The sequence below is a fragment of the Inquilinus sp. genome, from assembly GCF_039594555.1.
Taxonomy (GTDB): domain Bacteria; phylum Pseudomonadota; class Alphaproteobacteria; order DSM-16000; family Inquilinaceae; genus Inquilinus.
In genome coordinates this window covers 1-12,596 of the sequence record NZ_JBCNNF010000036.1, presented here as the reverse complement: position 1 = coordinate 12,596, position 12,596 = coordinate 1, and the positions used below count along the sequence as shown (strand labels likewise).

At 69.9% G+C, this 12,596-nt stretch carries 11 protein-coding genes; 5 read left to right on the top strand and 6 right to left on the bottom strand.

What is annotated here, in order from left to right:
- Window positions 1–118: 118 nt before the first annotated feature.
- A complete protein-coding gene (locus ABDW35_RS06195) occupies window positions 119–1,132 on the top strand; it encodes an iron ABC transporter permease (RefSeq protein WP_343712981.1) in 1,014 nt (337 codons plus the stop codon).
- A 14-nt stretch (window positions 1,133–1,146) separates the two neighbouring features.
- Complete coding sequence (locus tag ABDW35_RS06190) at window positions 1,147–1,917, top strand: ABC transporter ATP-binding protein (RefSeq protein WP_343712980.1); 771 nt, start codon at window positions 1,147–1,149, stop codon at window positions 1,915–1,917.
- A 12-nt stretch (window positions 1,918–1,929) separates the two neighbouring features.
- Here the strand turns inward: ABDW35_RS06190 and lptD are convergent, their stop codons facing one another.
- Together lptD and ABDW35_RS06180 are read right to left on the bottom strand one after the other, a co-directional pair.
- On the bottom strand, window positions 1,930–4,263 hold the full coding sequence (gene lptD, locus ABDW35_RS06185; protein WP_343712994.1) for an LPS assembly protein LptD: 2,334 nt from the start codon (window positions 4,261–4,263) through the stop codon (window positions 1,930–1,932).
- Between the two features lie 141 nt (window positions 4,264–4,404).
- On the bottom strand, window positions 4,405–5,955 hold the full coding sequence (locus ABDW35_RS06180) for a DEAD/DEAH box helicase (RefSeq protein ID WP_343712979.1): 1,551 nt from the start codon (window positions 5,953–5,955) through the stop codon (window positions 4,405–4,407).
- A gap of 168 nt (window positions 5,956–6,123) precedes the next feature.
- Here ABDW35_RS06180 and ABDW35_RS06175 point away from each other — a divergent pair, with 168 nt between their 5' ends.
- Together ABDW35_RS06175 and ABDW35_RS06170 are read left to right on the top strand one after the other, a co-directional pair.
- Entirely contained in the window at window positions 6,124–6,666 is a 543-nt protein-coding gene (locus tag ABDW35_RS06175; protein WP_343712978.1) for an isochorismatase family protein, read from the top strand.
- A complete protein-coding gene (locus ABDW35_RS06170; protein WP_343712977.1) occupies window positions 6,663–7,367 on the top strand; it encodes an alpha/beta hydrolase in 705 nt (234 codons plus the stop codon). The genes ABDW35_RS06175 and ABDW35_RS06170 overlap by 4 nt, the downstream gene beginning before the upstream one ends.
- 171 nt (window positions 7,368–7,538) lie before the next feature.
- Here the strand turns inward: ABDW35_RS06170 and ABDW35_RS06165 are convergent, their stop codons facing one another.
- The 3 genes from ABDW35_RS06165 to parE all read right to left on the bottom strand — a co-directional run bounded on the left by ABDW35_RS06165 (window position 7,539) and on the right by parE (window position 10,931).
- On the bottom strand, window positions 7,539–8,084 hold the full coding sequence (locus tag ABDW35_RS06165; protein ID WP_343712976.1) for a hypothetical protein: 546 nt from the start codon (window positions 8,082–8,084) through the stop codon (window positions 7,539–7,541).
- A gap of 61 nt (window positions 8,085–8,145) precedes the next feature.
- On the bottom strand, window positions 8,146–8,658 hold the full coding sequence (locus tag ABDW35_RS06160; RefSeq protein ID WP_343712975.1) for a hypothetical protein: 513 nt from the start codon (window positions 8,656–8,658) through the stop codon (window positions 8,146–8,148).
- Window positions 8,659–8,948: 290 nt separating this feature from the next.
- Complete coding sequence (gene parE / locus ABDW35_RS06155; protein WP_343712974.1) at window positions 8,949–10,931, bottom strand: DNA topoisomerase IV subunit B; 1,983 nt, start codon at window positions 10,929–10,931, stop codon at window positions 8,949–8,951.
- A gap of 119 nt (window positions 10,932–11,050) precedes the next feature.
- Here parE and ABDW35_RS06150 point away from each other — a divergent pair, with 119 nt between their 5' ends.
- Window positions 11,051–11,425 (top strand): acyl-CoA thioesterase, encoded by a 375-nt coding sequence (locus tag ABDW35_RS06150; RefSeq protein ID WP_343712993.1) that lies wholly within the window; start codon window positions 11,051–11,053, stop codon window positions 11,423–11,425.
- Between the two features lie 249 nt (window positions 11,426–11,674).
- Here ABDW35_RS06150 and ABDW35_RS06145 read toward each other — a convergent pair whose 3' ends face one another.
- Window positions 11,675–12,403: a class I SAM-dependent methyltransferase gene (locus ABDW35_RS06145; protein WP_343712973.1), complete on the bottom strand. Its 729-nt coding sequence runs from the start codon at window positions 12,401–12,403 to the stop codon at window positions 11,675–11,677.
- Window positions 12,404–12,596 lie beyond the last annotated feature (193 nt).

The window sequence follows — 12,596 nt, the reverse complement described above, 5'->3', positions numbered from 1 at the left end:
CGCGCGCAGACCCCTCCCCCTATCCCCCTCCCGCGAGGGGAGGGGGGACAAGAAAAAGTGCAGCCGGGAAAGGGCCATGGGCTTGGGCTTCCCGCGACGCGCTCTCGGCGGAGGCGGCATGACTGCGAGGACCGACGCCGCTACACCGCCCTATGCTTTCCTGCTCGCCGGCCTCGCCCTGGCGGCGCTGGCCTGCCTCGCATGGTCGGCCGCGACCGGCTACGCGCCGCTCGACCTCGGCGCCGCGATCGGCGATCTGCTGGCCGGGCGGCCGAGCCTGCCGGCGCTGGTTCTGCTGGAGCTGCGGCTGCCGCGGGCGCTGCTGGGGCTGCTGGTCGGGTTCAGCCTCGGCCTCGGCGGCGCGGCGATGCAGGGGCTGCTGCGCAACCCGCTGGCCGAGCCCGGGGTGATCGGCGTCTCCGCCGCGGCGGCGCTCGGCGCCGTGCTGGTGTTCTACACCGGCCTTTCCGGCGCCTTCGCGCTGGCCCTGCCGCTGGGCGGCATCGCCGGGGCGGTGCTGGCGACGCTGCTGCTGCTGGCGTTGGCCCGGCATGGCGCCGGCACCATGACTGTGATCCTGGCCGGCGTCGCCATCAGCAGCGCCGCCGGCGCCCTGACCGCCCTGGCGCTGAACCTGTCGCCCAACCCCTATGCGGCGCTGGAGATCGTGTTCTGGCTGATGGGATCGCTGGCCGACCGCAGCCTGGACCATGTCTGGCTGGTGCTGCCGCCGATGACCGTGGGCTGGGCCCTGATCCTGGCCGGGGCGCGGGCGCTGGACGCGCTGACGCTTGGCGAGGACACCGCCGCAAGCCTGGGCTTCGACCTCGGCCGGCTGCGGCTGCAGCTGATCGCCGGCACCGCGCTCGCGGTCGGCAGCGCGGTGGCGGTGACCGGGGCGATCGGCTTCGTCGGGCTGGTGGTGCCGCATCTGCTGCGGCCGCTGGTCGGGCACCGGCCGGGCCGGCTGCTGTTCGCCAGCGGGCTCGGCGGCGCCGTGCTGCTGCTGCTGGCCGACATCGCCGTGCGGCTGGTCCGGGTGCAGCCGGAGCTGAAGCTGGGCGTGGTCACCGCGGTGATCGGCGCCCCCTTCCTGTTCAGCCTGATCTGGCGGCTGCGGCGGAGCGCCTGATGCGGATCGATGCCATGGGACTTCACCTCGCGCTCGGCGGCCGCCCGGTCCTCGCCGGCATCGAGCTGGCGCTGGCGCCGGGCGAGCTGGTCGGGCTGATCGGGCCGAACGGCGCCGGCAAGACCACGCTGCTGCGGGTGCTGGCCGCACTGCAGGCGCCGGATGCGGGCACCGTCCGCTATGACGGGCAGACTGCCTGGCAGCTCGGCCGCGACCGGCTGGCGCGCGGCCTGGCGGTGCTGATGCAGGGCGACGCGGTGCAGTGGCCGCTGCGGGCCGACCATCTGGTGGCGCTCGGGCGGCTGCCGTACCGCCGGTTCCTCGGGGGGATGTCGGCAGCTGACGAAGCGGCGGTGACGCGGGCGCTGGAGGCCGCGGATGCCGTGCATCTGCGGCTGCGCACCGTCGCCACGCTGTCGGCCGGCGAGCGGATGCGGGTGCTGTTCGCCCGGGCGCTGGCGGTCGAGGCGCCGATGCTGTTCGCCGATGAGCCGGTGGCGGCGCTGGACCCGTTCCACCAGCTGCAGATCATGGAGCTGCTGCAGGCCCGCGCCCGGGCCGGGGCCGGAGTGCTGGTGGTGCTGCACGATCTGGCGCTGGCCGGCCGGTTCTGCGACCGGCTGGTGCTGCTGCAGGGCGGCCGGGTGCTGGCCGACGGCGCGCCGGATGCGGTGCTGACCGACGACAACCTGCGCCGCGCCTATGCGGTGGAGGTGCAGCGCGGCCAGCGCGACGGGGTCGGCTACGTCCTGCCCTGGTCCCGCATCGCCGCGCCGGGGCCGTGAGCCGGCTGCTCGTCAGACGCCCGGCGTGCGGCTCTGCTCGCCGCTCAGCTTCAGCGGCACCTCGCCCAGGTTCTTCAGGTTCAGCGTCAGGAAGAAGGAGTAGCCCTCCTTCTGGTCCTCGGCGGTGGTGAAGCGGCGCTGCACCGTGAGGCCGAAGGTGAAGCACTCGTCCTGGTACTGCGCGCCGGCGCTGTAGGTGAACGGCCGCATCTTCTCGATGTCGTAGGTCAGGCCGGTCGACAGCGTCCAGTAATCCGAGACCTTGGCGCTGCCGCCGGCGCCGAGCTGCTGCTGGTTGAAGGTGTTGCCGTCGTCGTCCGGGCCTTTGTCGTCCAGCAGGCTGTAGTTGACGTTCAGGTTCAGCCAGTCCATCGGCGTGGCGGTGGCCTGGACGAACTGCCGGCGGCTGTAGAAGTTGTCCTTGTCCAGCCGGAACCGCCAGTCGAGGTTCAGATACGGCCCCGGATGGAAGGTGACGCGGCCGACATAGTCCGAGACCTTGTCGCGCAGGCCCGAGCTCTCCGGGAAGTCGTCATCCTCCTCGAAGCGGTAGCTCTGGCCCAGGAAAGCCGTCGCAGAAGCGCCGTCCGGCGCATACAGGCCGTAGCGAAAGCCGTAGGAGATGTGCTGCCCGCCCTCGACGCGGTCGAGGCCGGGGAAGCGGTTCTCGCTGAACAGGTTGATCTCGTCGAACTCGATGTCGGCGCTGTCGTTGTTCGGGATCTTCCGGCCGTTGCTGATCTTCGGCGCGGCGCTGAAGCTGACGATCGGCTCCAGCAGCTGCTGGTAGCTGCCGATCTGCCCGACGAAGGGATAGCGCGCCGTCACCGTCGCCACCGGGAACAGCCGGGCGGCGCCGACATTGTCCTTGAGGATCACCTCGTCCGGCCCGCCATTGACCACATTGATGCCGTCAGGCACGTCGCTCGACTGGTACAGGTCGCCGCGCAGATAGGTGCGCGCGTTCAGCACGATGCCGCTGTCGGTGTAGAAGTCCCGCTGCCAGCCGACCTGGGTCGACAGGCGCCGCGTGTCCAGGCCGCGGGTGGGATCGCTGGTCACCGGGTCGTAGTCGCGCAGCAGGCTGATGGCGCTGGCGTTGACGAACCACTGGCCGCCCAGGACCGTGTTCGGCTCGCTGACGTAGTTGGCCTGGGCCCAGGGCAGGATGGTGGGCGAGAAGCCCTTGCTGCCGATGCCGGTGCCCGGCTGCCGCAGGTCCTGCCAGTCCAGCGCCTCGACCGAGATGTAGTTCAGGCCGTAGAAGCCCTCGGCGAAGGCCCGGCTCTGCAGGATGTCGGCGCCGGAGATGTTGAAGTTGTCGAGATATTTGCGGTCCGAGGTGCGCTGGACGTTCACCCCGAAGCGCCAATTCTGGTCGAAGTCGTAGGCGGCGGTGCCGAAGAAGTGCCAGCGGACCTGCTGCGACCGGAAGTCGAGATTGGTGCCGTTCGGCCCCGAATTGTCGTTCAGGATCTTGCTGTAGCCGCTCTGGTTGATGCTGCCGTCAAGGGTGACCAGGCCCTTGTCGAAGCGCTTGCGGTACTCGCCGCTGAACACCACGCCGGCATCGCGCGTGATCAGGGCGCCGAGCGTGGCGTCCTGGTCCGGCGAGATGTCGAAATAGTACTGCAGCCCGAAGAACGGTCCGACATCGGAGGTGCCGCCGAAGGTCGGGAACAGGAAGCCCTGGCGCCGGTCGACCGACGGGTCCGGCATCGAGAAATAGGGCGTGTAGAACAGCGGCACGCCGAACAGGTCGATGAAGGCGTCGTGGTAGATGATATCCTTCGACACCGCGTCATTGGTCACGCGCACGGCGCGGATCTGCCACAGCGGCGGCTGCGACGGGTCGTCCTTGCAGACGTTGCAGGGCGAATAGACCGCGCGGTCGATCGTGGTGACCTCGCCGCGCTCGCGCACCGCGCTGTTGCCGATCATGCGCGAATTGTCCGACAGGATCAGCGACACCTGCTGGATGAAGCCGTCCTTCAGGTCGTCGGTCAGCTCGGCATAGTCGCCGAACATCACCTCGCCGCCGGGCTGCACCATGGTGACGTGGCCGCTGGCGGCGACGACCTGGGTCTTCTGGTTGTAGGTGACCTGGTCGGCCCGGACGATCTGGTGATTCTGGTGGATCTCCACCTTGCCGCGGGCGGTGACGAGGCCCAGCGTCTGGTCGTAGATCAGCTCATCGGCGCTGATCACCGGGGGCTGCTGCTGCCCCGCCGGCGCCGCGGGACTCGGCGCCGCGGCGGGCTGCGACGGCGGCTGCGCGGCCGGTGCGGCGGGCTGCGCCTGTTGCGCGCCCGGCTCCTGGGCCGAAGCGCCGATCGCCGTGAGCATCGCGATCACGGAAACGGCGCCGAGAAAGGTCGATAACCGATTGATTCGCTTCACTGCCGCTTCCAAGCTCCGACGCCGGCCGTCGCCCCTTGTGCCGAAAGCGAAGGGGCGAAGTCAACGTCGGTTACGGCAGTGCGGTCCCTAAGCGGCGGTTTCGGTGACCTCGGCGGTGCTGCGCTTGCGCTGCGGCACCGGGCGAAGCAGGAAGGCCGGGACATGGTCGCCCAGGCCCAGGACCGGCACGTCGTCATGGTCCTCGCGGTGCCGGCGGCGGTCGCGGTTGCGGTCCTCGCCATGGTCGTGGCGGGGGGCGTCACGTCGCGGCCGGTCGCCGCCGCGGCGGTCCTCGGCATGGTATGGCCGGTCCTCGGCCCGGTGGGGCCGGTCCTCGACGGGACGCGGCGCCGCCTCGGCGCGCTCCTCGCGGCGGGGCTCCGGCGCCGAGTCGCGGTCGCGGCGCCGGCTCGACGACTCCGACCGCTCGCCGCGCTTGCCGCCCTCGGCACGCTCCCCGCGCCGGCGGGCCTTGCCGCGCTGCTTGATCTCGTCCTCAGACAGGAAGCCCTCGAGCCCGATCTCCGGCAGCACCAGAACCGGGATCTGCTTCTTGGTGAGGCTCTCGATCGCCTTGACGAAGCGGCCCTCCTCGGGCGTGGCGATCGAATAGGCCTTGCCGGTCTTGCCGGCGCGGCCGGTGCGGCCGACGCGGTGGACGTAGTCATCGGCATGGATCGGCACGTCGAAGTTGAAGACGTGGCCGATGTCGCTGACGTCGATGCCGCGCGCCGCGACGTCGCTGCAGACCAGCGTGGCGATCTCGCCCTTGCGGAACCGGTCCAGCGTCTCGTTGCGCATCGACTGGACCATGTCGCCATGCAGCTGGCCGGCGTTGAAGCCGTGGCTCTGCAGCGACTTGAACACCACCGAGACGTCGCGCTTGCGGTTGCAGAACACGAAGGCGCTCTTGACGTCCTCCTGCCGCAGCAGGTGGCGCAGGGCCTTGCGCTTGTCCTCGGCCTCGACGATGACGAGGTTCTGCTCGACCGTGTCGGCCGTGGTGGCCGGCGGGGCCACCGAGATCTGCTTCGGATTGCTGAGGAAGGCGTCCGACAGGCGCCGGATCTCCGGCGGCATGGTGGCGCTGAAGAACAGGGTCTGCCGCAGCGGCGGCAGCAGGCTGACGATGCGCTCGATATCCGGGATGAAGCCCATGTCGAGCATGCGGTCGGCCTCGTCGATCACCAGGATCTTGACGTCGGCCAGCAGGACCTTGCCGCGTTCGAACAGGTCGAGCATGCGGCCCGGCGTGGCGATCAGCACGTCAACGCCGCGGTCCAGCTTCTTGATCTGATCCTCGAAGCTCTCGCCGCCGATCAGGAGGGCGTAGGACAGCTTCTCGTATTTCCCGTACAGCTCGAAATTCTCGGCCACCTGGGCGGCCAGCTCGCGAGTCGGCTCCAGGATCAGCGAGCGCGGCATGCGCGCCCTGGCCCGGCCGGAGGCGAGGATCTCCAGCATCGGCAGTGTGAAGCCGGCGGTCTTGCCGGTTCCCGTCTGCGCGATGCCGAGGACGTCGCGGCCCATCAACACGTAAGGTATGGCCTGGGCCTGGATCGGGGTCGGCGTGGTGTAGCCGACATCGTCCACGGCACGCAGGATTTCGGGCTTCAGCCCAAGATCCGAAAAGAGCATCGTACAGGAATCTTACCTAATGGGGGCGCGCCGAGCGGCCCGCCGCAGGCCCTTTAAATGGGAAAAACCTGCGTCAAGTCAATTGAAACTATCGAGACAACAGGGCATGGCTCACCCCAGCGCGGTGCGCGTCATGCCGCCGCGATGACGAATGCGGAGAGGTGACCAATGCTGCTCGACCGGAATGACAGCGTCCTCCTGGTGGTCGACGTGCAGGCGAAGCTGGTGCCGGCGATGCATGATTTCGCGGCGGCGCGGAAGGGCATCGAGACGCTGATCCGCAGCGCCGTGGCGCTCGGCGTGCCGGTGCTGTTCGCCGAGCAGTATCCGAAGGGGCTGGGCCCGACCCTGCCGGAGCTGACGGCCCTGGCGCCGGACGCGCCGGTGGTGCCGAAGACGCGGTTCTCGGCGGTGGGCGAGCCGGCGCTGCTGGACCATCTCGAGGGCATCGGCCGCCGCACCATCGTGCTGTGCGGCCTGGAAAGCCATGTCTGCGTGCTGCAGACCGCCTTCGACCTGCACGACGCCGGCTTCCGGCCGGTGGTGGCGGTCGACGCCACCACGGCGCGGGCGCCGCGTAGCACGGCGGTGGCGGAGCTGCGGCTGGTGCAGGGCGGCGTCGAGGTCGCGACCGCCGAGATGGCCTGCTTCGAATGGCTGGGCGAGGCGGGGACCGAGGAGTTCCGCACGGTCAGCGCCTTCCTGCGATGACGCTGCCGGTCCTGTTCCTGCCGGGCCTGCTGTGCGACGCCGACCTGTGGGCGGCGCAGCTGAACGCGGTCTCGGCCGAGCGGCCGGTGGCCGTTGCCAGCCTGACCGGCACGGATTCCGTGGCCGGGCTCGCCGAGGCGGCGCTGGCCGCGGCGCCGCCGCGTTTCGCCCTGGCCGCTCTGTCGATGGGCGGCTATGTCGCGCTCGAGATCATGCGCCGGGCGCCGCAGCGTGTGGCCGGGCTGGCGCTGATCGACACCTCGGCCCGGCCGGACACGGAGGAGCAGAGCCGCCGCCGGCGCGGCCTGCTGGCGCTGGCCCGCAAAGGCGAATTCAAGGGCGTGACGCCGCGGCTGCTGCCGATGCTGCTGCATCCCGGCCGGCTGGAGGACGAGGCGCTGACCGGCCGGGTGATGGCGATGGCGGCGCGGATCGGCCGTGACGCCTTCCTGCGGCAGCAGACGGCGATCCTGGGGCGGCCGGACAGCCGCCCGGACCTGCCGCGGATCGGCTGCCCGGCGGTGGTGGTCTGCGGCCGGCAGGACGCGCTGACGCCGCTGGCGGTGTCGGAGGAGATGGCCGGGCTGATCCCTGGCGCGGAACTGGTCGTGGTCGAGGATTGCGGCCATCTCTCGACCATGGAGCGGCCGGAGGCGGTGAACGCCGCGCTGGCGTCCTGGCTGGGGCGGCTGGCAGGCTGAGGTCGACTCCGGGAGTGGCGGCTTCCAATTCGAGTGCGGTCCCCTTGCTGTCATGCCCGGGCTTGACCCGGGCATCCAGAGATGTCGATGCCGCTCTGGGTGGCCCCTGGATCGCCGGGTCAAGCCCGGCGATGACACCAGAAGAGAGCACTCTTCCTCCGGCACGATCTTTCAGGGGAAGTCCGGCCGGCCGAAGGGCAGGGGCGAGACATAGGGGAAGAGCTGGATGGTCAGGTTGCGGATCAGGGAGACGAATTGCGGGTCGTCCGGCCCGGTCGCCTGGTCGAGATAGCCCGCCACGGCCGACTGCTCGCGGCCGAGGATGCAGAAGGCGGCGCGCACCACGATCGGCCGCTTGGCCGGCGCCGTGGTCCAGGTCTTCCGGTCGCACAGGTTGAACGGGTTGACCTCGGGCTGGGCGTTGAACACCACCGAGACGAAGTAGTTGCGGTTCTCGGTCGGCCCCGGCGTGGTGGTGAAGCGGGTCCTGGGCCCGACATAGGTGCCGGTCATGATCTCGGTCACCCACTGGTCGAAGCCCGGCGCGCCGAAGGGGTTGCCCTGGACCACCGTCCGCAGGTCGCGGCCGTCGGCGGCGGCGAACAGCTCGCCGGTCGAATACATCATGCCGAGATCGCTGCGCACGATCCGCGGCCCGGAGCAGGCCGCCAGCGCCAGCAGCGCGACGGCGGCGAGGGCGCATCGGAGCAGGATCATTGGCGTTTCCCCCTTCAGAGCCCGCGCAGAGGACGCCGGCCGGGCCGGCGCCCACCCGTGATCAGTATGGGAACATCGCCAGCATCATGTGCTGGATCATGCTGACGAAATTCGGGTCGTCCGGCCCCTTCACGTTGTCGACATAGCCGGTGACGGCCGTCGCCTCGCCGCCGGTGATGCAGAAGGCGGCGCGGGCAGTGATCCGGCCCGGGTTCGGTGCTGCGGTCGGGATCGGCGCGCTGTTGCACAGCGCAAAGGGCACGACGTCCGGAGACGGGTTGAACACCACCGAGACGAAATAGTCGCGCTTGGCGGTCGGGCCCGGCGTGCTGGTGAAATTGGTCTTCGGCCCGACATAGGTGCGGTTCATGACCCCGAGCACCGCCTGGTCGAAGCCCGGCGTGCCGAAGGGGTTGCCCTGGATCACGGTGCGCAGGTCGCGGCCGTCGGCGGCGGCCGAGAACTCGACCCGGGAATACCGGGAGCTGATGTCGGAGACGACCACCCGGTCGCTGGCGCAGCCGGCCAAGGCCAGGGCTGCGAGGGGCAGAAGGCGGAGTGCGTGCTGGATCATGTCCGTTCTCGATGCGGCGGCCGGTCCTGATGATATGGCGCGGCGTGAGGCGGCGCCAATCGGCCGGCTCCAGGGTTTCTACGCGAACCGTTCGGCCCCGCTTGTGCCCCGGGTCACAGCCTGCGGCGGGATGCCCCAGACGAAGACCCCAGTCGTCTGAGCCGTCATGGCGAGGCGCGCAGCGCCGCGGTCATCCAGAGGGGCCGGTGCGAGCCGCCCTGGATGGCCACGCCCCTTCGGGGCTCGCCATGACGGCCTCTTCTTCAGTCCTTCTCCGGAAACTACAGGCCTCAGATATCCAGCTCGGTCGCCTTGTCGGCGTTCTGCTGGATGAAGCGCAGCCGCAGCTCCGGCTTGCGGCCCATCAGCTGCTCCACCAGATCGGCGGTGCGGCGGCCGTCGATCTCGTCCTCCGGGTCGTCTGCCAGCTCGACCCGCAGCAGCGACCGCTTGGCCGGGTCCATGGTGGTGTCGCGCAGCTGCGCCGGCATCATCTCGCCCAGGCCCTTGAAGCGGCTGATCTCGACCTTCTTGCCGGCGAACTGCTTGGCCAGCACCTCGTCCTTGTGCGCGTCGTCGCGGCAATAGACGGTGGTGGTGCCGGCCTGCACCCGGTACAGCGGCGGCTGCGCCAGGAACAGGTGGCCCTCGGCAATCAGGCCGCGCATCTCCTTGTAGAAGAAGGTCATCAGCAGCGACGCGATATGGGCGCCGTCGACATCGGCGTCGGTCATGATGATGACCCGCTCATAGCGCAGCTTGTCGCTCGAATACTGGCCGCGGGTGCCGCAGCCCAGCGCCAGGGTCAGGTCGGCGATCTCCTGGTTGCCGGCCAGCTTGTCGGCCGAGGCGCTGGCCACGTTCAGGATCTTGCCGCGCAGCGGCAGGATCGCCTGGGTCTCGCGGCTGCGCGCCGCCTTGGCCGACCCGCCGGCGCTGTCGCCCTCGACCAGGAAGATCTCGGTGCCCTCGGGCGCGTTGCGGCTGCAATCGGCCAGCTTGCCGGGCAGGCGGACGCGCGCGGTCGGGGTCTTGCGTCCGTTCTCCTTGGCCTGCTTGCGGCGCAGCCGCTCCTCGGCCCGCTCGGTCAGGAACTCCAGCAGCCCCTCGGCCGATTTCGGGTCGGCCGACAGCCAGTGGTCGAAATGGTCCTTGATGGCGCCCTCGACCAGCTTGGCCGCCTCGGGCGAGGCCAGCCGGTCCTTGGTCTGGCTTTGGAATTGCGGGTTCGGGATGAAGATCGACAGCAGCACGGCGACGCCGGACATCACATCGTCGGCGATGATCTGGCCGGCACGCTTGTGGTTGGCCATCTCGGCGAAGCCGCGCAGACTGCGCAGCAGGCCGCTGCGCAGGCCCTGCTCATGGGTGCCGCCCTGCGGCGTCGGGATGGTGTTGCAATAGGTGTGAACGAAGCCCTCGTCATCGTCCTCGGGCCAGGCCACTGCCCATTCCAGCTGGCCGCCGCCATCGGGGAAGGTGGCGGTGCCGGCGAAGGCGGTGGGGGTGCGCATCGGCCGGTCGTTCAGCGCCGCCTTCAGATAGTCGGACAGGCCGCCCGGGAAATGCAGCTCCGCCTGGTGCGGCGTGCGGTCATCACCGGCCACCAGCGCCGGGTCGCAGCGCCAGTTGATCTTGACGCCACGGAACAGATAGGCCTTGGACCGGGCCAGCCGGTACAGCCGGCCGGGCTGCAGCCGGGCATCGGCGCCGAAGATCTCCGGGTCGGGATGGAAGCTGATGGTGGTGCCGCGCCGGTTCTGCACCGCGCCGCCGCGCTCCAGCGGCCCCTGCGGCAGGCCGCGGGAATAGCGCTGGAGGAAGAGCTGCCGGTCCCGCGCCACCTCGATCCGCAGATCGTCCGACAGGGCGTTGACCACCGACAGGCCGACGCCGTGCAGGCCGCCCGAGGTGGCGTAGATCTTGTTCGAGAACTTGCCGCCGGAATGCAGCGTGGTGAGGATCACCTCCAACGCCGACTTGCCGGGGTATTTCGGATGCTCGTCGACCGGGATGCCGCGGCCATTGTCGCGCACGGTGACGATGCCGTCGGCGTCCAGCGACAGGTCGATCCAGGTGGCGTGGCCGGCCACCGCCTCGTCCATGGAATTGTCCAGCACCTCCGCCACCAGATGGTGCAGGGCGCGGTCGTCGGTGCCGCCGATATACATGCCGGGGCGGCGGCGCACCGGCTCAAGCCCCTCCAGGACCTCGATGTCGCTGGCGGTGTAGCGGCCGTTGGAACTGCTGCCGGGCTCGAACAGATCTGCCATGATCCGGAATCGGGGTCTTCTCGTGGAACTGCGGGCTGGCTCCATCATATAGACACTTCCGGCCTGTGCGTAACCAAATCTAGGATTCCTCCGTGACCACCCTGCTGCTGCCCTCCGGGATGCCGGCCCTCCGCACCATCGCCATGCCGAAGGACGCCAATCCGAACGGCGACATCTTCGGCGGCTGGCTGCTGTCGCAGATGGACCTGGCGGGCGCCGTGGTGGCGCATGAGCGGGCGCGGGGCCGCACGGCGACGGTGGCGGTGGAGGCGATGAGCTTCCTGGCCCCGGTCAGGATCGGCGACACCGTCTCCTGCTATGCCGAGCTGGTGGCGACCGGGCGCAGTTCGATGAAGGTGCGGATCGAGACCTTCGTGCAGCGGCGCACCGACCACAGCGTGGTCAAGGTCACCGACGGCACCTTCACCTATGTCGCGATCGACGGCGAGGGCAAGTCGCGACCCCTGCCGCCGGAGCAGACCGCGATCGGATAGGGGGCTCAGAGCCCCCAGGCATAGCCGAACACGGCCAGGCCGTAGCAGGCGCCGAACACCAGGGTGAGGGTCACGGTCTCGCGGATGAAGGTCCAGTCGCTCATGATGTTCCTCTTATGTTCTATACGAGAGAGAAGAACATAGGAGGAACATGTGGTCAAGCGGGTTTCTGATGGGCCGATCGTCAGCCCGCCCGGCGAGGCCGGCAAGGGCCAGGACGGGCGGGCTTCAGGAGGCCGGGTTACCCTCTCAGCGGTCGGCGGCGAGCAGGAGGAAGGCCGGGCGTTCGCGCTCGATCGCGTATTCCGGGTGCTCGGCGATCTGGTCCGCGGTCGGGCCCCATTCCTCCAGATGCGCCAGGGTAAAGCCGGCGCGCAGCAGCAGGCCGACATAGCCGCCGATGGTGCGGTGCTGCTTGACCACGCCCTTGGCCAGCCAGTCGGTGACGCGCGGCCCCTCGTCCAGGTAGCGGTCGACCGGCCAGGTGTCGCGCCCGGCCTCGTCGCGCACCCACCCCGGGGCCGAGGGGGCGGAGAAGATCGGATGCTCGACCGAGGCCACCAGCCGCCCGCCCGGCGCCAGCGCCCGGTGCAGCCGCGCCAGCAGTCCCTCCAGGTCGGCGATGTAGTGCAGCGCTAGCGCGCTGTAGGCGACATCGAAGGAAGCGGCCGGCAGTTCCAGCGTCTCCAGGTCCTCGCGGCGGTAGGTGACTGCGATGTCCGGGTCGGTGGCCCGGGCGCGGGCCAGCATGTTCTCCGACACGTCGAGGCCCAGCACCTCGGCGGCGCCAGCCTGCCGGGCCCAGCGGCAGAACCAGCCGAAGCCGCAGCCGAGATCGATCACGCGGCGGCCCGTGAGGTCCGGCACCAGGGCGCGCATGGCGGGCCATTCCGGCATGCCGTCCAGGCCTTCGACCGACCGGCGCAGCCGGCTGTATTCCGCGAAGAAGCCGGGGGTGTCGTAGATGTTCTGGGTCATGGTGCGTCCTCCATCTTCAAAGGGCGGACGGGGTGCGCAACGGCCAACAAAAAAGCCCCGTCCGGTTCCGGCAGGGCTGCAGGGGATCGGGCGCCGACCGCGATCAGCGCACGCAGAATCCGGGCGTCCCGCCGACGGCGATGCGGCTGCGTCTGACGACGATGCAGGACGGGTTCACGGACATGCCTCCTGT

What these genes read in the sequence shown, in the direction of transcription:
- ABDW35_RS06195 (WP_343712981.1), top strand. Translation starts at nt 119, where the DNA reads ATGACTGCGAGGACCGACGCCGCTACACCGCCCTATGCTTTCCTGCTC.
- ABDW35_RS06190 (WP_343712980.1), top strand. Translation starts at nt 1,147, where the DNA reads ATGGGACTTCACCTCGCGCTCGGCGGCCGCCCGGTCCTCGCCGGCATC.
- lptD (WP_343712994.1), bottom strand. Translation starts at nt 4,263, where the DNA reads ATGCTCACGGCGATCGGCGCTTCGGCCCAGGAGCCGGGCGCGCAACAG.
- ABDW35_RS06180 (WP_343712979.1), bottom strand. Translation starts at nt 5,955, where the DNA reads ATGCTCTTTTCGGATCTTGGGCTGAAGCCCGAAATCCTGCGTGCCGTG.
- ABDW35_RS06175 (WP_343712978.1), top strand. Translation starts at nt 6,124, where the DNA reads ATGCTGCTCGACCGGAATGACAGCGTCCTCCTGGTGGTCGACGTGCAG.
- ABDW35_RS06170 (WP_343712977.1), top strand. Translation starts at nt 6,663, where the DNA reads ATGACGCTGCCGGTCCTGTTCCTGCCGGGCCTGCTGTGCGACGCCGAC.
- ABDW35_RS06165 (WP_343712976.1), bottom strand. Translation starts at nt 8,084, where the DNA reads ATGATCCTGCTCCGATGCGCCCTCGCCGCCGTCGCGCTGCTGGCGCTG.
- ABDW35_RS06160 (WP_343712975.1), bottom strand. Translation starts at nt 8,658, where the DNA reads ATGATCCAGCACGCACTCCGCCTTCTGCCCCTCGCAGCCCTGGCCTTG.
- parE (WP_343712974.1), bottom strand. Translation starts at nt 10,931, where the DNA reads ATGGCAGATCTGTTCGAGCCCGGCAGCAGTTCCAACGGCCGCTACACC.
- ABDW35_RS06150 (WP_343712993.1), top strand. Translation starts at nt 11,051, where the DNA reads ATGCCGGCCCTCCGCACCATCGCCATGCCGAAGGACGCCAATCCGAAC.
- ABDW35_RS06145 (WP_343712973.1), bottom strand. Translation starts at nt 12,403, where the DNA reads ATGACCCAGAACATCTACGACACCCCCGGCTTCTTCGCGGAATACAGC.